General features: G+C 69.3%; 17 protein-coding genes. 1 reads left to right on the top strand and 16 read right to left on the bottom strand.

Annotation, left to right across the window (positions count from 1 at the left end; genetic code table 11):
- The 6 genes from hypF to QNJ30_13010 all read right to left on the bottom strand — a co-directional run bounded on the left by hypF (position 1) and on the right by QNJ30_13010 (position 7,340).
- Positions 1-2,271 (bottom strand): carbamoyltransferase HypF, encoded by a 2,271-nt coding sequence (hypF, locus tag QNJ30_13035; GenBank protein ID MDJ0944390.1) that lies wholly within the window; start codon positions 2,269-2,271, stop codon positions 1-3.
- A gap of 10 nt (positions 2,272-2,281) precedes the next feature.
- On the bottom strand, positions 2,282-3,067 hold the full coding sequence (gene hypB, locus QNJ30_13030; protein ID MDJ0944389.1) for a hydrogenase nickel incorporation protein HypB: 786 nt from the start codon (positions 3,065-3,067) through the stop codon (positions 2,282-2,284).
- Positions 3,067-3,408: a hydrogenase maturation nickel metallochaperone HypA gene (hypA, locus tag QNJ30_13025; protein ID MDJ0944388.1), complete on the bottom strand. Its 342-nt coding sequence runs from the start codon at positions 3,406-3,408 to the stop codon at positions 3,067-3,069. Before hypA ends, hypB begins: the two co-directional genes overlap by 1 nt.
- Complete coding sequence (locus tag QNJ30_13020) at positions 3,401-4,429, bottom strand: hypothetical protein (protein ID MDJ0944387.1); 1,029 nt, start codon at positions 4,427-4,429, stop codon at positions 3,401-3,403. The genes hypA and QNJ30_13020 overlap by 8 nt, the downstream gene beginning before the upstream one ends.
- A gap of 599 nt (positions 4,430-5,028) precedes the next feature.
- Positions 5,029-5,823 (bottom strand): hypothetical protein, encoded by a 795-nt coding sequence (locus QNJ30_13015; GenBank protein MDJ0944386.1) that lies wholly within the window; start codon positions 5,821-5,823, stop codon positions 5,029-5,031.
- Positions 5,820-7,340 (bottom strand): tetratricopeptide repeat protein, encoded by a 1,521-nt coding sequence (locus QNJ30_13010; GenBank protein MDJ0944385.1) that lies wholly within the window; start codon positions 7,338-7,340, stop codon positions 5,820-5,822. The genes QNJ30_13015 and QNJ30_13010 overlap by 4 nt, the downstream gene beginning before the upstream one ends.
- Before the next feature lie 171 nt (positions 7,341-7,511).
- Between QNJ30_13010 and QNJ30_13005 the strand changes: the two genes are divergently transcribed.
- Entirely contained in the window at positions 7,512-8,267 is a 756-nt protein-coding gene (locus QNJ30_13005; GenBank protein ID MDJ0944384.1) for a 3-deoxy-manno-octulosonate cytidylyltransferase, read from the top strand.
- A gap of 143 nt (positions 8,268-8,410) precedes the next feature.
- Here QNJ30_13005 and QNJ30_13000 read toward each other — a convergent pair whose 3' ends face one another.
- The 10 genes from QNJ30_13000 to uraH form a co-directional block, all read right to left on the bottom strand.
- Complete coding sequence (locus QNJ30_13000; protein MDJ0944383.1) at positions 8,411-10,066, bottom strand: tetratricopeptide repeat protein; 1,656 nt, start codon at positions 10,064-10,066, stop codon at positions 8,411-8,413.
- Between the two features lie 79 nt (positions 10,067-10,145).
- Entirely contained in the window at positions 10,146-11,462 is a 1,317-nt protein-coding gene (guaD, locus tag QNJ30_12995) for a guanine deaminase (protein MDJ0944382.1), read from the bottom strand.
- A 4-nt stretch (positions 11,463-11,466) separates the two neighbouring features.
- Positions 11,467-12,657: a urate hydroxylase PuuD gene (locus QNJ30_12990; GenBank protein MDJ0944381.1), complete on the bottom strand. Its 1,191-nt coding sequence runs from the start codon at positions 12,655-12,657 to the stop codon at positions 11,467-11,469.
- A 237-nt stretch (positions 12,658-12,894) separates the two neighbouring features.
- Complete coding sequence (locus QNJ30_12985) at positions 12,895-13,977, bottom strand: BMP family ABC transporter substrate-binding protein (GenBank protein MDJ0944380.1); 1,083 nt, start codon at positions 13,975-13,977, stop codon at positions 12,895-12,897.
- 34 nt (positions 13,978-14,011) lie between these two features.
- Positions 14,012-14,941, bottom strand: coding sequence for an ABC transporter permease (locus QNJ30_12980; protein ID MDJ0944379.1), 930 nt, complete (start codon positions 14,939-14,941; stop codon positions 14,012-14,014).
- A gap of 3 nt (positions 14,942-14,944) precedes the next feature.
- A complete protein-coding gene (locus tag QNJ30_12975) occupies positions 14,945-16,018 on the bottom strand; it encodes an ABC transporter permease (protein MDJ0944378.1) in 1,074 nt (357 codons plus the stop codon).
- Positions 16,008-17,612, bottom strand: coding sequence for an ABC transporter ATP-binding protein (locus QNJ30_12970; GenBank protein MDJ0944377.1), 1,605 nt, complete (start codon positions 17,610-17,612; stop codon positions 16,008-16,010). The genes QNJ30_12975 and QNJ30_12970 overlap by 11 nt, the downstream gene beginning before the upstream one ends.
- Before the next feature lie 2 nt (positions 17,613-17,614).
- The gene (xdhB, locus tag QNJ30_12965; GenBank protein MDJ0944376.1) at positions 17,615-19,945 is read right to left on the bottom strand and encodes a xanthine dehydrogenase molybdopterin binding subunit; all 2,331 of its coding nucleotides are present in this window, start codon (positions 19,943-19,945) and stop codon (positions 17,615-17,617) included.
- Complete coding sequence (gene xdhA / locus QNJ30_12960) at positions 19,938-21,410, bottom strand: xanthine dehydrogenase small subunit (GenBank protein ID MDJ0944375.1); 1,473 nt, start codon at positions 21,408-21,410, stop codon at positions 19,938-19,940. Before xdhA ends, xdhB begins: the two co-directional genes overlap by 8 nt.
- A gap of 19 nt (positions 21,411-21,429) precedes the next feature.
- Positions 21,430-21,807, bottom strand: a complete 378-nt coding sequence (uraH, locus tag QNJ30_12955) for a hydroxyisourate hydrolase (protein MDJ0944374.1) — start codon at positions 21,805-21,807, stop codon at positions 21,430-21,432.
- Positions 21,808-21,814: the final 7 nt, after the last annotated feature.

Raw genomic sequence — 21,814 nt, 5'->3', positions numbered from 1 at the left:
TCAGGTCCTTTCCATGGTCTGAGCGGCGATCCAGGCTTGACCCAGGCTGATCCCGCCATCACCCGGCGGGGCGGCGCGGGGAAGCAAGACCTCGATGCCGCGTGCTTCGAGGTCAGCGGCCAGATGGATACGCAGCACCCGGTTCAACAGGCAGCCCCCAGACAGGGCGACCGTCCGGACCCCGGTGCTGTCGACCGCCTGCGCTGCCCACGCCGAGAGTCCGGCGGCCAGCGTCCCGTGCCACAGCTCGGCTCCTGGTCGCGGCGCCATTCCTGCCAGCTTGTCCAACAGCGGCAGCAGATCCAGGGTGCCATCGGGTGCAAGGGTCCAGCCCTCCGGCATGGTCCGTGGCGTCTCGACAAGCGATTCCAGCACCATCGCCGCGTGCCCCTCGTAGGCCGCGACCGGGACGACACCGAGCAGGGCCGCGGCCGCGTCGAACCACCGCCCGAGGCTCGAGGTCGGGGTCACCGCGGTGCCGGACCGGAGCAAGCTGCGCACCGCCGAGGCCGGCCCGATCCGGCCGAAGCGGCCCAGGGTTTCCTCGTCCCGGTCAAGCAGGTGCAGTGCGGCGGCCGCCATGCGCCAGGGCTCCCGCGCGGCGATGTCGCCGCCCGGCTGCTGTAGCTGACGCAGGTGACCGAGCCGGGTGACCTCTGTGCCCTCGAGCAACAGCAGTTCGCCGCCCCAAACCGTGCCATCCGGCCCAAAGCCCATGCCGTCGAGGGCGAGGCCGAGCAGCGGGCCCCTCCGGCCGTGCTCGGCGGACACCGCGGCGATGTGGGCGTGATGGTGCTGCACCGGAACGCTCGGCAGTCCGAGCCCCCGGGCATAGCGGGTCGTGAAGAAGTCGGGGTGCAGGTCGTGGGCGACGGCCTCCGGGCGCACCTGGAGGATCGACAGGAGGTGCTCGATGGTCTCGAGCAGGAACCGGCGCGCCTCGACGCTGTCCAGGTCGCCGACATGCTGGGACAGGAAGGCCTGCCGGTCCCGGGTGAGGCAGACCGTGGCCTTGAGATGGCCTCCGACCGCCAGAACGCTCGGGACCGCTCGGGCAAGCGGGATCGGGTTTGGGGTCATGCCGCGGCCACGACGGATCACCGTGGGCGCGGCGCCGCCCTGGATCACGCTGTCGTCGGCCCGGACCACGATCGGCCGGTCGTGACCGACCACCGCATCTGCGATCCCCGCAAGACGGGTCCGGGCTTCGGCGTCGTCGGTGATCAGGGGTTCGCCGCCGGGGTTCGCGCTGGTCATCACCAGGGCCAGGTCCGGCGGCGCCTGCTCGAGCCACGCCGTGCCTTGCGGCCGGCCCGCCGCTTCGTGGAACAGCAGGAAATGGAGCGGCGCATAGGGCAGCATGATGCCGACCGAAGCCAGGTCCGGCGCGATCCCCGCCGCGAGGTCCGCGTCCGCCCGGCGCGGCAGGACCACGATCGGCCGGCCGCGGTCGCGCAGCAGATCGGCGTCGGCGTCGCAAAGACGGGCAATCCGCCGAGCCGAGGACAGGCCCGCGACCATCACGGCAAACGGCTTCGCCTCTCTGTCCTTTCGCGCGCGCAGCCGGGCAACGCTCCGGGCATTCCTTGCGTCGCAGGCCAGGTGATAGCCGCCGATGCCCTTGAGCGCGACGATCTCACCGCGCCGCAGGCGAGCGAGAATTCGCTCGACCGGCTCCGAAAGCCGCGGGCCGCAGACAGGGCAGGCAAGCGGCTGGGCATGGAATCGCCGGTCGGCGGGATCGGCATACTCGCAGGCGCAGGCCGGGCACAATGGGAATCCGGCCATCGAGGTCTGGGGTCGGTCATAGGGCAGCGCCCGGGTGATTGTATAGCGCGGCCCGCAATGGGTGCAGTTGACGAAGGGATAGCGGTAGCGGCGATCCGTCGGATCGAACATCTCGGTCAGACAAGCCTCGCAGGTCGCCGTATCCGGGCCGATCATCGTTGCGGCTGCCGCGTCGGTCACACTGGTCCGGATCTCGAAGGCCGCGCCGCCGGTCGGAGACAGCCGGTCGACTTCGATCCGGTCGATCCGCGCGAGTTCGGGCGGTCGGGCCTCGAGGTCCTGCAGGAACGCCGTGCAGGACGCGCCTTCGACCTCGACCAGGACGCCTTCGTTGTCATTCCGGACCCAACCGCTCAAGCCATGTTCGTCCGCAAGGCCGAAGACGAAGGGCCGAAATCCGACGCCCTGCACCCGGCCGCGCACACGCACCCGCAGGCGCTCTTGGTCGCCTGACTGAGTCCGTTCGGTCGCGAGCGGCTGCATGTCGGAGGTCCTAAGCGGCAGGGGACACGGCGACGCCAGCCGCCTCGAGCCAGTCGAGCCAGGGGGCAAGACCGTCCGGCGTCTCGACGCTGACTCGCAGGATATCGATCTCGGGCTTGACCCTCCGGGCGTTCGCTTCGAGCCGGTCGACGTCGAAGCGCAGTGCCGGGAGCAGGTCGCACTTGCTCACCAGCATCAGGCCGCAGGCCGCGAACATCCCTGGATACTTCAAGGGCTTGTCCTCGCCCTCGGTGACAGAGGCGATCACCACCTTCCAGCGTTCCCCAAGGTCGAAGCCGGCTGGACAGACCAAGTTGCCGACATTCTCGATGAACAGGATGCCGCCGTCCGGGAGGTTCAGTTCGGGCAGGGCCTGTTCGATCATCTCGGCGTCGAGATGGCATCCCTTGCCGGTGTTGATTTGGACCGCAGGAACACCGCAGGCGCGGATGCGTTCAGCGTCTTGTGCGGTGGCTTGGTCGCCCTCGATCACGGCGACCGGATAGATGCCGGCGAGCCTTTCCAGGCTTCGCACCAGCAGGCTCGTCTTGCCTGCCCCCGGGCTCGACATCAGGTTGACGGCAACGATCCCCCGCTCGGCGAAAAGGGCCCGATTGCGCGCCGCGATCGCGTCGTTCTTTGCCAGCAGGTCGATCTCCAGCGAGAGGACGCGTGGATCCGCCTCCAGATGGGCATGGTTGTGCGCATGCCCGCCCAGGCCATGTTGGTGATGGTGTGAGGCCGTCGGTCGCTCGATCGTCGCGCCGGCGCCGTCGCAGCCGCAGGTCCCGCACATCAGTTTACCTCCAATTCGGTCAGTCTGATCTGATCGCCGCCGTCGACCATCACGCGCTCGCTGCCACAGTCCGGACAGACAAGGATCCGCTCGGCGACATCGCCGATTGCGCCGCAGTCGAGGCACGCGACCCTTCCCGGCCGATCGACGATGATCAGCCTGGAGCCTGCCGCGATCGTGCGGCGCGTGACGACGTCGAAGCAAAAGCGCAGCGCATGGGCGTCCACATGCCCCAGGCAACCGAGTTCGACTGTCACGCTCCTGACCCTGGCGAAATCCTGCAGGCGGGCCTGCTCCTCGATCACCTCGATCAGGCTCTGACTCAGGGCCATCTCATGCATGCGCTGCCTCGCTGACCCGAATGGTTGCCGGCGCGCAGGGATCGGCGGCGAGGACGACGAACCGTGCCAAGTCGGCAACATCGTTGGCCAAGGGCAGCAGACTTAGTTGCCGGGCGAGGGCGCCGCCCGGCGCAACCAGCCGCTTGGTCGGAGTCGACGCCCGAAGGGATACGAGCCGCCCCTGCTTGCTTCGCACAACGTATCTGAGCCGGCCACGTGACGTCGTCGCGCTGCCGCTCCCGGCCGTATTGGAACTCGGACAGAATGGCCGCGTAGGTTCCTGATCGAGTCGGTCGACAAGCCCCCTGGCAGTGGAGCCGATGGTCCGGAAGAACCGCCAAGGTCTGCGCCAACCCTCGCGTGCCAGGTTGCGCAGGGGCGTCGGCAAGCGGTCGATGATCACGCCCGGCGGTTCAGCCGGCACCGCTTGAAGCAGGCGGGCCTGTTCGTCACACAACCGACCGATCGCCACGGCCAGCGGCTGCCTGTCTGGCACTATTTCTTCGTCGAGATGGTCTAGGCCGATCGTCGCCTTTGCTGCGCCCGCGGCCGCGAGTACAGCCTTCAATTGCGCGACACACGGCTCCTCCCCACAAGCTGGTGCCAATTCCAACGCCGCTCGGCGGGCGTACGCGATAGCAGCCTCGATCAGCAGATGCAGTTCGCGCGCCGCATAGCGGGCTGCACTCTCGGTCGAAGTGCCGAAGGCAGATTCGACGGCCCTGGTAAACGCCGTCTCGTGGGCGTATCCGCAGGCCGTATGGATGCGTCCGAGCTGCTCCCGAGCGACGGACAGCGGGAGACCGGAAAGAAGGCCACCGATGTCAGGACGGCGATAGGTGATGTGCGGCTGCCAGCCGTCCGGCGCGGGCTGGAGGGCAATGTCGATCGCTTCTAAGGACGGTGGCACGAACTTGGCCGCTGCGGTATCGCGATCCGCGGACCTGCTCGTGAACCATCCACCGGTCTCAGTTGCCGCCCTGTCTCGGGGGTCGGGTTGCGACGCCTGCCGCATCACCATGACCAAGCCCGCTTCTGCTAAGTTTGCGAAGTCAAGCTTGGAGCCGGGCCGAACCGGTGTCCTTGATTTGAGTCAACCGCGAAAGGGCCCCGCGATTGGGCAGGGTTGATACGGATATCGAGGCAACAGAAACCGCCAGCCGCACTGCCCTCACACGATGCTCGCTCGTCAGTCTGTTGGGCGAGGGATGACGATCACTTTTCCCCGTTCCACGTCCTGGCTGATGAACGACCGCTTTCTGATCATCGAATAGACCTTATGAGCGACTGTCAGGAACGGCACGCCTGACCGAAAGTTGGAGTTGCACCCAAATCCAGTCAAAGCTCTCCTCAACGCTCCAGCGCCGCCGGCGCCCCACACCCGTGATCACCTCGACACGCTGAAACTCACTGTCAGTCATACGACCAGTCCTATGACCAGTCGCCGCCCCGCGCAACGTGGGCCTCACCGGACGCTTATACCAAGGGAAGAAAAACTGCATCGTTATCAAAGCCTTGGACAACGTGTCTCACTTGATTTGCAATCAGGGCGTTGCGGGTTGAAGTCCTGCTCGGGGCACCAGCCGATCGGCCTGCCGCCCGGCGTCGGACACGCCCAACTCAGCGCAGATAGATGTTCAGGTTGATCGACTTGCGGGCGCGGCCCGGGGGCAGGTCCAGGGGCGGCACGGCATGCCAGGAGACTTCCGACTTGAGGAAGCCGACCAGCTTGTTCGGCGTGAAGGCCGAGCGGAAGTAGGGCTCGTGGCCGGCGAGGAACTCGGCGCTCTCCGCCTCGCTCATCATCTTTGGGTCCCAGTCGACCCGCGTCTTGCCGCCGGGCTTGGCGCGGTAGAAGGACGTGCCGCAGCCCTCCAGGGCCACCAGGTCGGGGTCGGGAAAGTAGACCATCAGCGACAGCAGCTTCTTCGGCAGGTCGGTGTGGGGCGGAATCGAATCGCCGGTCGTGAGGGCCGAGAACTCGAAGCCCGGGCGCACGGGCGTCGCATCGGCATCCGAGCTTCGCTCCGCGGGTCCCGGAGGCGCGGGATAGACCCAGCGCCGCCGCTCCTCTTCCGGGCGGTGCAGGAGATAGGGGTCCACCAGCCGCTTGAGCTGCGCCAGGGTCTCGGCCGAGGCGAACCAGGCGTAGAGGGCATACCAGGCCGGATAGCGCCCGACGAACTGCCGGAACTCCGGGTGGCCCTGGTTGAAGAACAGCTTCCCGCCCCGCTCGTAACGGCGGCCGAACTGCGCAGCCTCCGGGAAGGTCCGCGCCAAGCCCGCATAGAGGCGCGGCGGCAGGAAGTTCTCGACCTCGAAGATGGCTATCGGATCGTGGAGAAAGAGGTCGCTGTCCTCCAGCCGTGCCGGAAGCCGGACCTCGGGGCGCGGGATCTCCGCCGGCTGCATCACGCCGTGCCCGCCGCCGGCGGAGTCCAGGTGGCCAGCGCCCCCGCGATGCGCTCGATGACCCCCTGCCAGTCGCCGGGGCGGTCCTGGCGAAACAGGGTCATCCCGGGAAACCAGGGCGAGGTGTCGCGGCCTTCGAACCAGTACCAGTAGAGCCCGAAGCCGCGCGGCAGCAGGGTCCAGGTCTCGGTGCCGACGGCGGCGCTGACCATGCAGGTCGTGTTCGAGATCGAGATCACGAGATCGAGCGCCGCGGTCTGCGCCGCGAAGTCGTCCATGTTCTCGAGCTGGTCGATCTCGGGATCGTGGAGGATCTCGATGCCGCTCCGCGCCTTGACGTCGGCCAGGCCCTCGCTGCAATCGCCGTACTGCAGATTGACGAAGGTCGCCGGGATCGCCTGGAGGATCGGGATCCACTGCCGCAAGCCCAGGGAGCGCGGCAGGCCGACCCGCGGGTTGGCGCTGTACCAGGACAGTCCGATCAGGGGCCCGCCACCTCGGGCCAGGTAGCGCTGCCGCAGGCGGTCCCGGAGCGCTTCGTCGACCGCGAGGAAGGCGGGCGGGCTCGGAAAATCCTCCCAGCGCCCGCGCAGGGGCCCGGCGAGATCGGCGATCCCCACCTGGTAGTCGATCCCGGGGTCGTCGGCCCGGGGGTCCGGCGGATCCCTGCGAGCGACCACCGTCGCGCCCGGAAAGCTGCGCTCATAGAGCGGCACCAGCCGGGGCTCGCATTCCAGGATGCACTGCCCGGCCCGGGCGATGGCGTCCGGGATCATGCTGGCGAACATGACTTCCTCGCCGACCGCCTCCTCGCCCCAGACCAGAAGGCGGCGGCCGGTCAGGTCTTCGCCGTGCCAGGGCTTCTGGGTGAAGGGGCGTTGCTTGACGCTGACCACGTTGGGGTTCTTGAAGCGCCAGCGGTGCGCCTCCCAGGCACGCGGCAGGTCGCCCTTCAGGAAGAGCGCCAGGGCCAGGTTGTGCCAGGCCGGCGCATAGTCGGGGTCGAGCTCGATCGCCTCCTCGCAGGCCGCGACCGCGGCGTCGAAGTCCCCGCCCTCGCGGTGGGCGCTGGAGAGGTTGCTCAAGCCCGCCGGCCAGCCAGGCTTGAGCCTGAGGGCCTCTCGATAGGCGGCGACCGCGCCGGCGGCATCGCCGCAGCGCCGGGCAGCGAGCGCGAAGTTGAAGTGTGCTTGCGGCGACTCCGGCTGCAAGGCCGCGACGCGCGCGAAGGCCTGGCGCGCCTGCTCGGCGTCGAAGACCTGGCCACAGGCGACGCCGAGGGCGTTCCAGAGCTGCGCGTCCTCCGGCCGGCCTTTCAGCGCCAATCTCAGGGGACCGGTCGCCGCGCCGAAACGGCCCGCCTTCACCCGCACCAGGCCGAGCAGGGCGTTCGCGCTCGGCTCCTCGGGCCGGGCCGCCAGGAGCTCGCCCAAGGTCTTCTCCGCGCCCGCGAAATCGCCGGCCTCAGCCTGTTGCTGCGCCCCGAGGATCAAGGATTGCGGCGACTCCTGCGCGGCCATGTGGCGATGACTCCCCTCCGAAATCCGGCGTGACGGCCCGGGTTCCTTATAGAGGCGCGGCCGGGATCGGCCAAGGTCCCCGGCCCGATCCGGGTCCCGCTTGCCCGCGCTTCGCCGATGGCGGACAATGGCGCGCTCCTGACCGAGTCGCAGGTCGCAACGAAGCCTCGCATGTCATCGAAAGCCGACTATCTCGTCGCCATCCCGGCCCGCTACGAATCCGGCCGCCTGCCCGGCAAGCCCCTGATCGACCTGCTCGGCGTGCCGCTCGTGCATCGCACCTGGCATCGCTGCACCAAGGCGGTGCCGGCCGAGTGCATCTACGTTGCGACCGACGACCGGCGCATCTTCGACTACTGCGCCGAGGTCGGCATCCAGGTCGCCATGACCCCCGACGACTGCTTGACCGGCACCGACCGGATCGCGGCCTTCGCCGAGGACCACCCGGCCGACCTCTACATCAACGTCCAGGGCGACGAGCCGGTGATCGATCCCGAGGACATCACCCGCGTGCTCGCCACCGCCCGCGAGCGGCCCGGCGAGATCATCAACGGCATGTGCGAGATCACCGACGAAGCGCTGTTCCGCAACCCCTCGATCCCCAAGCTAGTGACCCGCCCCGACGGGCGGCTGCTCTACATGAGCCGCGCCTCCATCCCGACGACCAAGCGCTACCTCTTCAAGACCGCCTGGCGGCAGATCTGCATCTACGCCTTCCCCCCGGAAGCCCTGGCGGCCTTCGCCGCGGCCACGTCCAAGTCGACCCTGGAGGCCGTGGAGGACATCGAGATCCTCCGCTTCCTAGAGATGGGTTACGAGGTCCGGATGATCCCGCTCTCCGACAGCTCGGTCGCGGTCGACACGCCCGACGACATCCCCCGCGCCGAGGCGGCGATCCGCGCCCAGGGCCTCGAGATCCTGGACTGAGCCTGACCCCGGCCCAAGGCGGAGAGCAGCCGTCGCCTTTGGGCCCGTCAACACACTTCGGCGAGTCACCCCCACCCCAACCCTCCCCCTTGATGGGGGAGGGTTGGGGTGGGGGTGAAGCCACAAACTGCAACAACCAAGGCCTAGGCGTCCTCGCGTTTGCCGTAGAGCATGGTGATGTTGACCCGACGGTGCTCGTAGCCGGCGCGGAAGTGCAGCGGTCCGGTGGCGTGGAAGAGGTCGGAGTTGAAGACGACGATGCGGTTCTGGCGGTGCGGCACCTTGAGGCAGCGGGCCTTCTGTTCGGCCAGGAAGCTGCGCATCGCCGCCTCGTCCTTGTTGTACTTGGTGAAGTCCCAGTCGGCCGGGGCCTCCTTGTCCCAGACTTCGAGGCCGCCGGTCTCGGGCTCGAGGTTGCTGTCATCCGGGGTGATCCAGAAGTTGACGTTCACTGCGGCGAAGTCGGCGTGCATTGGGATGCCCGACAGCCGGCTGTCGTACTTGAAGGCCCAGAGCTTGCGCAGGGTGTGGTCGCGGAAGATCCCCGGCAGCTTGAGCCGCAGCTCCTCGGAGATCTGATAGAGCAAGGGCGAGGCGAAGCCGTCGTCGAAGAAGGCGCCGAGATAGCCGTTGCCGTAGCGGTACTCGAACCAGAACGTGGACTCCAGGCAGAAGCGCCGCAGTTCCTCCAGGGCCTCGGCGGTGAGGAAGCCGTCGGCAAAGGTGATGCCCGGCGCGTTGCGGGCGTAGTCGGCTTCGATCGCCTCGGCGTCGAGCGTCGGATTGACCGCGCAGGGCGAGACCGCCGGCGAGCGCTCGCAGACGACGAGGCGGTTGTAGCTGGCCTGCAGCGCGGGCAGCCGGTCTCTCGGTATGTCGACGACGTGGGACAGATCGCCGACCGTGGGCAGGGCCGCGAGGGTGTCCTCGTAGGCCCGGATCGTCGCGTCGAAGGACTCCGGCAGCTTGCCGCGCGCCCTGAGGTAGCGGAACTGCTCGATGTCGTGGGTCAGTTTCGAGGCGCTGGTCTGGTAAGACAGGGGGTCGCGGCTCGGCGTCCCGCCCGGCGTGCGCCTGGCCTTGGCGCCCTCGTTGAAGGCCTGGAAGGCCTCCTTGACCCGGCCCAGATCGAGCAGCGCGTTCCCGAGGTTCCGCCAGGCCTGGTCGAGCCGCGGGTCGAGCTCCACGGCTCGACGGAAGCAGCGCGCCGCCGCCTCGTCGGCGCCGAGGTCCCGCTGCACCCGGCCCAGGTTGTAGTGGGCCAGCGGCTGCTGCGGGTCCAGCGCGACGGCGGCGTCCAGGTTGCGGCGCGCGCCCTCCAGGTCGCCCTGCCCGGCCTGGAGACCGCCGAGGTTGATCAGCAGGCTGGCGTCGCGCGGCGCATGCCTGCGGGCCTCCTCCAGCACTTCGACCGCCTCTCCGGCGGCCTCGCGCCTGGCCAGCAGGGCCGCCAGGTCCATCGCCGCGGCCGACAGTGCGGGCTGCGCCGCGATCAGGGCCCGCAGGACCGTTTCGGCCTCCTCGCGCCGTCCGGCGTGGACCAAGGCGCGCGCCAGGTTGAGCCGCGCGCCGGCGTGATGCGGCGCCGTAGACACGACGCCCTGAAGGACCGCGATCCCGTCATCGATCGAACCGCTTTGCAGCAAGGTGACGCCGTGGGCGAATCCGGCTTCCGGGTCCTGCGGCGCCTTCTGCACGAGCCGCGCCGAGGCCGCGCGCGCCTCCGCCAGCCTGCCTGCATTGGCGAGGCGCCAGACCGCTTCGATTTCCGGCCGCAGATCCTGCTCTCGTTCCGGCATGTCCCGCCTCGCTGAGTCGCGCGAGTTTAGTGACCGCCGGGAGGCGGAGGCAACACGAGAAGCACCGCGTCCGCAGGGGCTAATCCCGGCGGTGGAGCCGTTCCCCGGCGACGTAGGTCGCGCGCACCGCGCGGTCGTCGCCCAGGGTCATCAGCAGGAAGAGCTCCTCGGCGAGGTCGCCGATGGTCTCCCGCCGGTGGGCCATGGCCGGGGTGGCGCCGGCGTCGAGGACCACCAGGTCGGCATCGCGGCCCGGGGCCAGGCTGCCGAGTTGAGACTCCAGGCCGAGCGCCCGGGCGTTGCCCAGGGTGATCAGGTAGAAGGCCTCTAGCGCTGGCAGGTTCCGGCCCTGAAGCTGCTGGACCTTGTAGGCCTCGCCCAGGGTGCGCAGCAGGGAATAGCTGGTGCCGCCGCCGACGTCGGTGGCCAGCGCGCAGCGCAGCGGAAAGCGCGAATCGCGGGCCGCAGCAAGGTCGAAGAGGCCGCTGCCGATGAAGAGGTTCGAGGTCGGGCAGAAGACCGCGACCGAGCCGCTCTCGCTGAGCCGCCGCCGCTCCGCCTCTTCCAGGTGCAGGCAGTGACCGAAGAGCGAACGCGGGCCCAGAAGGCCGAAGCGGTCGTAGACCTCGGTGTAGCTCTTGGCCTCCGGGAAGAGCGCCTTCACGGCGTCGATCTCCCGTCGGTTCTCAGCCAAGTGGGTCTGCAGGAAGACTTCGGGATGCTCGCGCAGCAGCGCGCCGGCGGCCTCGAGCTGCTCCGGGCTGGAGGTGACGGCGAAGCGCGGGGTCACGGCATAGTGCTGCCGCCCCCGCCCCTGCCAGCGCGCGATCAGGGCCTTGCTGTCGTCGTAGCCGGAGCGCGCCCTGTCCAGCAGGCCCGCAGGCGCACCACGGTCCATCAGGACCTTGCCCGCCAGCATGCGGGTGTTCCGCCGCTCTGACTCCGCGAAGAAGGCCTCCACCGAGGCCGCGTGGACCGTGCAGTAGACCGCCGCCGTCGTGGTGCCGTTGCGCAGCAGCTCGTCCAGGAAAAAGCTTGCGACCCGGGCGGCATGGGCGGGCTCGGCAAACTTGAGCTCCTCGACGAAGGCATAGCGCTCCAGCCAATCGAGCAGCTGGGTCCCGTAGGAGGCGATGACCTGGGTCTGGGGATAGTGGATATGCGGGTCGATGAAGCCGGGCAGAATCAGGTCGTCCGGATAGTGGTCGACCGCCAGGTCCTTCGGCAGCTTGCCCAGCAGCGCTGTCGCCTCGCCGAGCCGGGCGATGCGGCCCCCGGCGATCACCAGGAGCCCGTCCTCGATGTAGCGGTGGCTCGCCTCGGCGCCGGCGGTCGCCGGATCCTCGAGGAAGCTCAGCAGGCGGCCGCGGAGGGCTCGGTCGGCTTTGGCGGGCATGCGTCTACCAGGCGGGCGCGCCGTCGGCGATCCAGGCGGCGAGGATCCGGCGCTCCTCTTCGGAGATCTCGGTGATGTTGCCGGGCGGCATGGCGTGGGTCCGGACCACCTGGAGATCGATCGCCCGGGCCTGGCGGCGGATCTCCGCCGGCGTCTCCAGGACCACGCCCTTGGGCGGCAGGGCGATGCCCTCCCAGACCGGCTCGGCGGCGTGGCACATGCTGCAGCGGGACAGGACGATCTCCTCGACCGCGGCCGGATCGGCCAGTGCCGCCTCGTCGGTCTCCGTGGCCGGCGTGGCGCTCAGCCAGACGATCGCCGCCAGGCCGGCCAGGGCCACGCCCCAGGTCCACCAGGGACTCGCCTCGCCCTTGTGCTGCTGGTTGAAGAAATGCCGGATGACCGCCCCGATGATCAGGACGAAGGCCAGGATCAGCCAGGACCAGCGGCCGGCGAAGGCCAGGGGATAGTGGTTGCCGATCATCACGAAGATCACCGGCAGGGTCAGGTAGTTGTTGTGCAGGGAGCGCTGCTTGCCGCGGCGGCCCAGCTCGGGGTCGGGATCCTCGCCGGCGATCAGCGCGTCCACCACCTTGCGCTGGCCGGGGATGATCACGAAGAAGACGTTGGCGACCATGATCGTGCCGATCAGGGCGCCCATCTGCATCATCGCGCCGCGGCCGCTGAAGACCTGTGCGCAGCCCCAGGCCAGCAACGTGAGAAAGACCAGTCCGACCAAAGCCAGGGCGTTGTCGTTGCGGCCGAGCAGCGAACGGCAGAGCAGGTCGTAGACGATCCAGCCCAGGGCGATCCCGACCAGGCTGACCGCCACCGCCTGCCAGGGCGCGAGGTCCTGCACGCCGCGGTCGATCATATAGAGCTCGGCCTGGAGGTAGTAGACCAGGACCAGCAGGGCCATGCCGCTGAGCCAGGTCGTATAGGCCTCCCACTTGAACCAGGTCAGCCGGTCCGGCATGCGGGCCGGGGCGACCAGGTACTTGACCATGTTGTAGAAGCCGCCGCCGTGGACCTGCCAGGCCTCGCCGTGGGCGCCCTCGGGCAGGCCCTCGCGCTGCTTCAGGCTCAGATCCAGGTGGACGAAGTAGAAGGAGCTGCCGATCCAAGCGATGCCGGCGATCACGTGCAGCCACCGGACCGCGAGATCCAGCCATTCCCAGAGAACCACCTCGAACATGGGTCCCTTCCCGCGCCGCGCTTGCCAAGCGGACTGTCGACGATCAGCGACGGAATCTTCCTCCCCCTTGAGGGTGGAGGATCGAGGGGGAGGTGATGGCCGTCAGGGCAAGTCGATTGAAGGCCTTGCTGCCGACGCGCGGCCTCGGGCTCACCCCCTACCCAATCCCTCCCCCTCAAGGGGGAGGGCTTTGTGGACTCGAACGTCCCATTGCCTGATACAAATCAAAGCCGCGCCCTACGCCTCCACGCCCTGGACGTACCAGTCCATCTTCAGGAGCTCTTCGTCGGACATGGTCTTGCCGTCGGCGACCTTGACCTCGCCGGCCTGGTTCTTGATCGGGCCGGTGAAGGGGTGCAGCGAGCCGTCCACGATGCCCTTCTGCACCGCGTCGGCCTCGGCCCGGACGTTTTCCGGCACCGCCTCGCCGTAGGGCGCCATGACCACCAGGCCTTCCTTCATGCCCCACCAGATCGACTGCGAAGCCCAGGTACCCTCCAGCACGTCCTGGGTGCGCTGGACGTAGTAGTTGGTCCAGTCGTCGATGATCGCGGTCAGCTGGCCCTTGGGCGCGAAGGACTTCATGTCCGAGGCCTGGCCGAAGCCGTGCACGCCGCGCGCCTCGGCGACCTGCAGCGGCGCCGGGCTGTCGGTGTGCTGGCAGATGATGTCGGCGCCCTGGTCGATCAGGGCCTTGGCGCCGTCGCCTTCCTTGCCCGGGTCGTACCAGGAGTTGACCCAGACCACCTTGACCTTGATGTCCGGCCGGATCTTCTGGGCCGCCAAGGTGAAGGCGTTGATGCCCATCACCACCTCGGGGATCGGGAAGGAGCCGATGTAGCCGACGATCCCGGACTTGGTCACGTGGCCGGCGATCCGGCCGCAGACGGTTCGGCCCTCGTGGAACTTGGCGTTGTAGGCCGAGACGTTGGCCGCGGTCTTGTAGCCCGTGGCGTGCTCGAACTTCACCTTGGGGAACTGCTGCGCCACCTTGATCGTCGAGTTCATGAAGCCGAAAGAGGTGGTGAAGATCAGCCCGTGGCCGGAGCTGGCCAGCTGGCGGATCACCCGTTCGGCATCCGGGCCTTCGGCGACGTTCTCGACGTAGGAGGTCTTCACCTTGTCGCCAAACTCCTGCTCGATGGCCTTGCGGCCGAGGTCGTGGCCGTGGGTCCAGCCGAAGTCGCCGATCGGGCCGACGTAGACGAAGCCCACCTTCAGCGGCTCGGCCGCGAGGGCCTGCGGGCCGACCAGCGACAGGGTCCCGGCCGCGGCCGCCGATCCGGCCAGGAAGCCCCGGCGTGTGAAACGGTTGTTCATAATCACTCCTCCCGTGTTGTTCTTCTGATCTGTCTCAGGTCGAGGGTCGGAACGGCTTGCCCAGGCAGGCCGGCGCGTCGAGCCGGCCCTTCCACGGCCCGGCGGCGATCACCGTCAGGACCAGGATGGTCGCGAGGTAGGGCAGCATCGACATCACCTGCGCCGGGATGCCGAAGCCGCCGGCCCCTTGGGCGTAGAGCTGCAGGATGGTGACGCCGCCGAAGAGGTAGGCGCCGAGCAGCAGGCGCCAGGGACGCCAGGAGGCGAAGACCACCAGCGCCAGGGCGATCCAGCCGCGCCCGGCGGTCATCTCCTCCGCCCACATCGGGGTATAGGACAGCGACAGATAGGCGCCGCCGATGCCGGACATAGCCCCTCCGAACAGAACCGCCCGATAGCGCACGGCGATGACATCGTAGCCGATCGAATGGGCCGCGATGTCGGATTCGCCGACCGCGCGCAGGATCATACCGCCGCGGCTCCGTCTGAGGAACCAGGCAACGCCCAGGGTCGCCAGGATCGAGAGGTAGACCAGGGCGTCGTGGCCGAAGAGCAGCGGTCCGATGAGGGTCAGGTCGCTGAGGCCGGGCAGGTCCAGCTTGGGCAGCGCGGTCACCGGCACGCCGACGAAGCCGGCGCCGAGCAAGGCCGAGAGACCGATCCCGAAGATGGTCAGCGCCAGCCCGGTGGCGACCTGGTTGGCGGCCAGGGTCAGGGTCAGGACGCCGAAGATAAGGGCCATGCCGGCCCCGGCCAGGGCGCCGGCCAGGACGCCGAGCGTACCGCTGCCGGTGGTGACCGCGACCGCGAAGCCGGTGACGGCGCCGGCCAGCATCATGCCCTCGACCCCGAGGTTCAGGACCCCGGACTTCTCCACCACCAGTTCGCCCAGGGCGGCGAAGAGCAGGGGCGTGGCCGCGGAGATGATGGTCAGCAAGACGAGAACGCTGGCTTCGGCGGACACGGCCTAGCCCTCCGTCGCGGGCTTGAGGACCCGGATCCGGTAGCGGACCAGGAAGTCCGAGGCCAGAAGGAAGAACAGCAGAAGCCCCTGGAAGACGCCGGTCACCGCCTGGGGCAGCCCGACCTCGACCTGGGCGTTCTCGCCGCCGATGTAGGACAGCGCCATCAGCAGGCCCGAGAGGATGATCCCCAGCGGATGCAGCCGGCCGAGGAAAGCGACGATGATCGCGGTGAAGCCGTAGCCCGGGGTGATCACCGGCACCAGCTGGCCGATCGGCCCGGCGACCTCGAAGGTCCCGGCCAGCCCGGCCAGGCCGCCGCCGATCAGCAGGCTCAGCCAGATCACCCGCTTGCGGCTGAAGCCGGCGAAGCGCGCGGCCGCCGGCGCCAGGCCGACGACTCGGACCTGGAAGCCGACGATGGTGAAGGTCATCAGCACCCAGCCGGCGACCGCAACCAGGATCGCGACCACGGCGCCGAGGTTGAGCCGCGTGCCCTCCAGGATGATCGGCAGCAGCGCGGAGTCGGTGAACATCCGCGACTGCGGGAAGTTGAAGCCCTCGGGATCCTTCCAGGGACCGTAGACCAGGGTGCTGAGGAACAGGGTCGCCACGTAGGTCAGCATCAGGCTGGTCAGGATCTCGTTGACCCCGAAGCGGGTCTTGAGGAAGGCCGGGATCGCGGCATAGGCCATGCCGCCCAGGATCCCGGCCAGGCACATCAGCGGCAGGATCCAGAACCCGGTCTCGTTCCAGAACAGCAGGCCCAGGCCGCCGCCGGCGACCGCGCCCAGGGTCAGCTGGCCCTCGGCGCCGATGTTCCAGACGTTGGCCCGGAAGCCGATCGCCAGGCCGACCCCGATCATGATCAGCGGCGCGCCCTTCACCAGCAGCTCGCTCAGGCCGTAGAGGCTCAGGAGCGGCGAGACGAAGAAGTGATAGAGCGCCAGGAAGGGATCGCTGCCCATGAGGGCGAAGAGGAAGAAGCCGGTGATGACCGTCAGCAGGAAGGCCAGCAGCGGCGTCAGATAGAGCAGCCGCCGCGAGATCTCGCGCCTGGGCTCGACCTTAATCGCCATCGCCGGCCCCCTGTTCCATCTGGGGCCCCGCCTGCGTTGGTTCCGGCGCCGGATGCGCGTCCAGGCCGTGGATGCCGCCCATCAGGAGGCCGATCTCCTCCACCGAGGCCTCGGCCGTGACCAGGGCGTTGGACAGCACGCCGACGTTGATCACCGCCAGGCGGTCGGTGATCGCCAGCAGCTCGTCCAGGTCCTGGGAGATCACCAGGACCGCGGTGCCCTGGCCCGCCAGGTCGAAGAGCGCCTGGTGGATCGCCGCCGCGGCCCCGGCGTCGACGCCCCAGGTCGGCTGCGAGGCGACCAGGACGCCCGGCGCCTGGAGGATCTCCCGGCCGACGATGAACTTCTGCAGGTTGCCCCCCGAAAGGCTGCCGGCCGAGGCCGCGACTCCCGGCGTCCGGACGTCGAAGTCGCCGACGATCTGCTCGGCGAAGCGGCCGGCCGCCAGGGCGCGGATGAAGAGCGCCGTCAGCAGGCCCATGCGGTGATGGCCGCTGAGCACTGCGTTCTCGACCAGGTCCATGGCCGGCACCGCGCCGTGCCCCAGCCGCTCCTCCGGGACGCAGCAGAGCCCCTGGCGGCGCCGCTCGCCGGCGTCGAGAAAGCCGACGGCATGGTTGTCGATGCGGATCACCTCGGGGCGCTCCGCCAGGACCTCCCCCGAGAGGGCCTGCAACAGCTCGTTCTGGCCGTTGCCGGCGACCCCGGCGATGCCGAAGACCTCGCCGCCGCGCACCTCCAGCGAGATGTTGTGCAGGTCGGTGCCGTGGGCATCGTCGGAGGGCAGGTCCAGGCCCTCGACGGTCAGCCGCACCTCGCCGGCCCCGGTCCCGCTGCGCCGGTCGAGGGACTTGAGCTCGGCGCCGATCATCATCTGCGCCAGGGAGGTCGCGGTCTCGGCCTCGGGATCGCACTCCGCGACGACCTTGCCGCCGCGCAGGATCGTCGCCCGGTCGCAGAGCGCCTTGATCTCCTGCAGCTTGTGGCTGATGTAGAGGATCGAGCAACCCTCGGAGGCGAGCTTGCGCAGGGTCTCGAAGAGCCGCTCCACCTCTTGCGGGGTCAAGACCGAGGTCGGCTCGTCCATGATCAGCAGCTTCGGGTTCTGCAGCAGGCAGCGGACGATCTCGATCCGCTGGCGCTCGCCGACCGAGAGCGTATGCACCTCGCGCAGCGGATCGAGCGGCAGCCCGTAAGTGCGCGAGACCGCCTCGACCCGGTCCGAGAGCGCCCGCAGGTCGCCGGGCCGGTCCATGCCCAGGGCGACGTTCTCCAGCACTGTCATGGCCTCGAAGAGCGAGAAGTGTTGGAACACCATGCCGATGCCCAGGGCCCGCGCGGCCCGCGGGTCGGCGACCGTGACCGGCGCGCCGTCCCAGAGCAACTCCCCCTCGTCGGGATGCAGGACGCCATAGATCATCTTGACCAGGGTGCTCTTGCCGGCGCCGTTCTCGCCGAGCAGGGCGTGGATCTCGCCGGGCTGGACCGCGAAGCTCACCCGGTCGTTGGCGAGCACACCGGGAAAGCGCTTCGTCGCTGCCCGGACCTCCAGGCGCGGAGGCGGCTCGCCGTTCGGGCCCTGCCCTGCCGCCACGCTCAGGCCGCTCCCGCCGCGCGCAGGCGCTCGACCGCCGCCAGGACCCGCTCCGGCGTCGCCGGCGGGTCCAGACGCGGGCAGAGGGTGTGCCCGGCGACGCTGGCGACCGCGTCGGAGAGCGCATGGAGCACCGAGATCGCGAGCATCAGCGGCGGCTCGCCGACCGCCTTGGAGCGGTAGATGGTCTCCTCGCGGTTCTCGGCGTTTTTCAGGATCTCGACGTTGAAGACTCGCGGCCGGTCGCCGCAGGCCGGGATCTTGTAGGTGCTGGGCGCGTGGGTGCGCAGCCGCCCCGCATCGTCCCACCAGAGCTCCTCGGTGGTCAGCCAGCCCATGCCCTGCACGAATCCCCCTTCGATCTGGCCCAGGTCGATCGCCGGGTTCAGAGACTTGCCGACATCGTGGAGGATGTCGACCCTTTCGACGCGGTACTCCCCGGTCAGTGTATCGACCGCGACCTCGGAGCAGGCCGCCCCGTAGCCGTAGTAGTAGAAGGGCCGGCCGCGCCCCTTGGCCCGGTCCCAGTGGATCTTGGGCGTCTTGTAGAAGCCCGTCGAGGACAGGGAGACCCGCGCCATGTAGGCCTGCTTCACCAGCTCGGCGAAGGCTATCTCCCTATTGCCCACCCGGACCCGGCCCGGCAGGAAGACCACCTGCTCACGCGGCACGCCCCAGTGGTCCACCGCGAAGTCGATCAGGCGCCCCTTGATCGTGCGGGCCGCGGCCTGGGCCGCCATGCCGTTCAGGTCGGATCCCGCCGAGGCCGCCGTGGCCGAGGTGTTGGGCACCTTGCCCGTGGTCGTGGCCGAGATCCGCACCTGCTCGATGTCGACCTGGAACTCCTCGGCGACGACCTGGGCGACCTTGACGTAGAGCCCCTGCCCCATCTCGGTGCCGCCGTGGTTCAGGTGGATGCTGCCGTCGTTGTAGACGTGGACCAGCGCCCCGGCCTGGTTGTAATGGGTCGCGGTGAAGGAGATCCCGAACTTGACCGGGGTCAGGGCCAGGCCCCGCAGAATCACCCTGGACCCCGCGTTGGCCGCACGCAGCGCCTCGCGGCGCGCCCAGTAGTCGGCCGAGGCCTCCAGGGCCTCGATGATCTCCAGGGCGACGTTGTCCTCGACCTCCTGGTGATAGGGCGTGACGTTGCGCTCGGCCTTGCCGTAGAGGTTGCGCTTGCGGATCTCCAGCGGGTCCTTGCCGGTGGCGAAGGCGATCTCCTCGATCAGGCGCTCGCCGCCGAGCATGCCCTGAGGCCCGCCGAAGCCGCGAAAGGCGGTGTTGGAGACCGTGTTGGTCTTCAGCGGCTCCGAGGTCAGGCGGACCGCAGGGTAGAAGTAGCAGTTGTCGGCGTGGAACAGCGCCCGGTCGGCGACCGGTCCCGACAGGTCGGCGGACCAGCCGCAGCGCGCAGCATAGGTCATCTCGACCGCCTGGATCGCCCCCTCCTCGTCGAAACCGACCTCGTAGTCGACCAGGAAGTCGTGGCGCTTGCCGGTGATGATCATGTCGTCGTCGCGGTCGGGCCTGAGCTTCGCCGCCCGGCCCGTCGCCTTAGCGACCAGCGCCGCGACCACGGCGAAGAGGTTGCCCTGGGTCTCCTTGCCGCCGAAGGCCCCGCCCATGCGCCGCACCTCGACCGTGACCGCGCCCGAGGCCACCCCCAGAACCTTGGCCACCATGTGCTGGATCTCGCTGGGGTGCTGTGTCGAGGAGAAGACCGTGACCTCGTCGTCCTCGCCCGGCAGGGCCATGGCGATCTGGCCCTCGAGGTAGAAGTGGTCCTGGCCGCCGATCGCCATGCGGCCGGTGATGCGCTTCGGCGCCTGCTTCAGGGCCGCGGCCGCATCGCCGCGCGCCAGGGTGAGGGGCTCGGTGACCAGGGTGCCCTCGGCCTTGGCGGCCTCCAGGGTGATCACGGGGTCCAAGGCCTCGGTCTCGACGACGGCGAGGCGGGCCGCGCGGCGTGCCTGGTCCCGGGTCTCGGCCGCGACCGCGAAGACCGGCTGGCCGGCGAAGAGCAGCCGGTCGCTCGCGAAGACCGGCTCGTCGTCGCGGTGGGTCGGGCTGATGTCGTTGGTCCCGGGGATGTCGGCCGCGGTGAAGACCGCGACCACGCCCTCGGCCGCGCGCACCGGCCCGAGGTCGAGGCCGGTGATCCGGGCATGGGCCTCGCCGCCGACGCCCAGGCAGACGTGCAGCAGGCCGGTGGGCTCGCGCAGGTCGTCAATGTAGGCGGCCGCACCCGAGACGTGCTTCCGGGCGCTGTCGTGATGCCGCGCTTCGTGCACCGCGCCGGTGATCCGCTCGGGCGCCCGCGCATCAGGCATGGGCCAGGCTCCGGTCGCCGACCAGCCGGGTGTCGGCCACCGGATCGCTGGTCTCGATGTGGAGGCGCCGCAGCAGGTTCTTGGCCACCTGCAGGCGATAGCCGGCGCTGGCCCGCCAGTCCGTGATCGGCGCGAAGTCCTGCTCCAGCGCCGCAATGGCGCGCTCGACCGTGGCCGCCTCCCACTCGGCGCCGGTGAGGCAGGCTTCGACCGCGGCGGCCCGCTTCGGCGTCGCCGCCATGCCGCCGTAGGCGATCCGCGCCTCGGCGACCCGCGTGCCCTCGAAGCGTAGCCGGAAGGCGCCCAGCACGGCGGATATGTCCTGGTCGAAGCGCTTGGAGATCTTGTAGGCCCGAAAGGTGCTCCCGGCCGGCGGCAGCGGGACGGATACCTTCTCGACGAACTCGCCGGGCAAGCGGTCCTGCTTGCCGTAGTCGAGAAAGAAGTCCTCCAGCGGCAGGCTGCGCCGCTTGGCGCCCTGGCGCAGCTGCAGGGTGGCGCCGGCGGCGATCAGCAGGGGCGGTGAGTCCCCGATCGGCGAGCCGTTCGCGATGTTGCCGCCGATGGTGCCGAGATTGCGGATCTGGACCGAGCCCAGGCGGCGGATGACCTCGCCCATGTCCGGGTAGTGGCGGGCCAGGACGTCCATCGCATCGGCATAGCTGGCCCCGGCACCGATCTCAATCGAATGCTCGGTCTCCTCGACCTGCGCCAGCTCGTCGATGCGGCCTAGCCAGACGATCATGCCGAGGCGGCGCAGCGCCTTGGTGACCCAGAGCCCGACGTCGGTCGAGCCGGCGACTATGGTGGCCTCGGGATGGGCGGTCAGCAAGTCGGCCAGAGCGTCGGCCGTCGCCGGCGCGAAGAAGCGCCGCGGACCCTGTCCGAAGGCCAAGGTCACGTGGTCGCGCAGCGATGCCAGTGCCTCCTGCGTCTCCGCCTCCCTTGCCGAAACATGGTCCTGCCGCGGTTCGTTCTCGTAAAGGCGCGTCGCGGCACGGGCGATGGGCGCGTAGCCCGTGCAGCGGCAGAGGTTTCCGGCCAGGGCGTCGTCGATCTCGGAGTCCGAGGGCACCGCATCGAGGTTGCGGCTCATGGCGAAGAGCGACATCACGAAACCGGGCGTGCAGAAGCCGCACTGGGAGCCGTGGCAATCGACCATGGCCTGCTGCACCGGATGCAGGGTTCCGTCGGCCGCGGCGAGATGCTCCACGGTCAGCAGCTGGCAGCCGTCCAGGGTCGGCAGGAACTGGATGCAGGCGTTCAGCGCCTCGTAGTGCAGCCGGCCGTCCCGGGGCCGGACTCTGACCACCGTGCAGGCGCCGCAGTCGCCCTCGTTGCAGCCTTCCTTGGTGCCGACCAGGCCCTCCTCCTGGCGGAGGTAGTCGAGCACGGTCATGGTCGGATCCAGCGCCCTGACAACGCGGGCTTCGTGGCCGAGCAGGAAGCGGATCTCCTCGCGCATCTTGGCTCCCGCCCGCTCCTCAGCTGCCTCGGTAGGTGCTGTAGCCGTAGGGCGAGATCAGCAAGGGGACGTGATAGTGCCCGCCGGCCTCGGCGATGCCGAAGCGGAGCGGCACCCGGTCCAGGAATGGCGGCGTCGGCAGCGCGATCTCCTGGGCCCGGAAATAGGCGCCGACGTGGAACACCAGCTCATAACAGCCGGTCTCGAAGTCGGCGCCGGACAGCAGCGGCGCCTCGCAGCGGCCGTCGGCGTCGGTCACCGCCTCGCCCAGCCGGCGGCGCCCAGCGGCCTCGTCGCGATAGAGCTCGATCCGGATGCCGGCCGCCGGCCGGCCCTGCGCGGTGTCCAGCACGTGGGTCGTCAGCCGCCCCTTCCCTTCGGCCCCGGATTGAGTCATGCCTTCG

It is taken from the genome of Kiloniellales bacterium, assembly GCA_030066685.1.
In the GTDB taxonomy this organism is placed as follows: Bacteria; Pseudomonadota; Alphaproteobacteria; order Kiloniellales; family JAKSBE01; genus JAKSBE01.
The sequence above is the reverse complement of the archived record's forward strand: the minus strand, read 5'-3'. Positions and strand labels throughout refer to the sequence as shown.

Excerpts from the sequence above, each read along its gene's own strand:
- hypF (MDJ0944390.1), bottom strand. The coding sequence starts at position 2,271 with ATGCAGCCGCTCGCGACCGAACGGACTCAGTCAGGCGACCAAGAGCGC.
- hypB (MDJ0944389.1), bottom strand. The coding sequence starts at position 3,067 with ATGTGCGGGACCTGCGGCTGCGACGGCGCCGGCGCGACGATCGAGCGA.
- hypA (MDJ0944388.1), bottom strand. The coding sequence starts at position 3,408 with ATGCATGAGATGGCCCTGAGTCAGAGCCTGATCGAGGTGATCGAGGAG.
- QNJ30_13020 (MDJ0944387.1), bottom strand. The coding sequence starts at position 4,429 with ATGGTGATGCGGCAGGCGTCGCAACCCGACCCCCGAGACAGGGCGGCA.
- QNJ30_13010 (MDJ0944385.1), bottom strand. The coding sequence starts at position 7,340 with ATGGCCGCGCAGGAGTCGCCGCAATCCTTGATCCTCGGGGCGCAGCAA.
- QNJ30_13005 (MDJ0944384.1), top strand. The coding sequence starts at position 7,512 with ATGTCATCGAAAGCCGACTATCTCGTCGCCATCCCGGCCCGCTACGAA.
- QNJ30_13000 (MDJ0944383.1), bottom strand. The coding sequence starts at position 10,066 with ATGCCGGAACGAGAGCAGGATCTGCGGCCGGAAATCGAAGCGGTCTGG.
- guaD (MDJ0944382.1), bottom strand. The coding sequence starts at position 11,462 with ATGCCCGCCAAAGCCGACCGAGCCCTCCGCGGCCGCCTGCTGAGCTTC.
- QNJ30_12990 (MDJ0944381.1), bottom strand. The coding sequence starts at position 12,657 with ATGTTCGAGGTGGTTCTCTGGGAATGGCTGGATCTCGCGGTCCGGTGG.
- QNJ30_12985 (MDJ0944380.1), bottom strand. The coding sequence starts at position 13,977 with ATGAACAACCGTTTCACACGCCGGGGCTTCCTGGCCGGATCGGCGGCC.
- QNJ30_12975 (MDJ0944378.1), bottom strand. The coding sequence starts at position 16,018 with ATGGCGATTAAGGTCGAGCCCAGGCGCGAGATCTCGCGGCGGCTGCTC.
- xdhB (MDJ0944376.1), bottom strand. The coding sequence starts at position 19,945 with ATGCCTGATGCGCGGGCGCCCGAGCGGATCACCGGCGCGGTGCACGAA.
- xdhA (MDJ0944375.1), bottom strand. The coding sequence starts at position 21,410 with ATGCGCGAGGAGATCCGCTTCCTGCTCGGCCACGAAGCCCGCGTTGTC.
- uraH (MDJ0944374.1), bottom strand. The coding sequence starts at position 21,807 with ATGACTCAATCCGGGGCCGAAGGGAAGGGGCGGCTGACGACCCACGTG.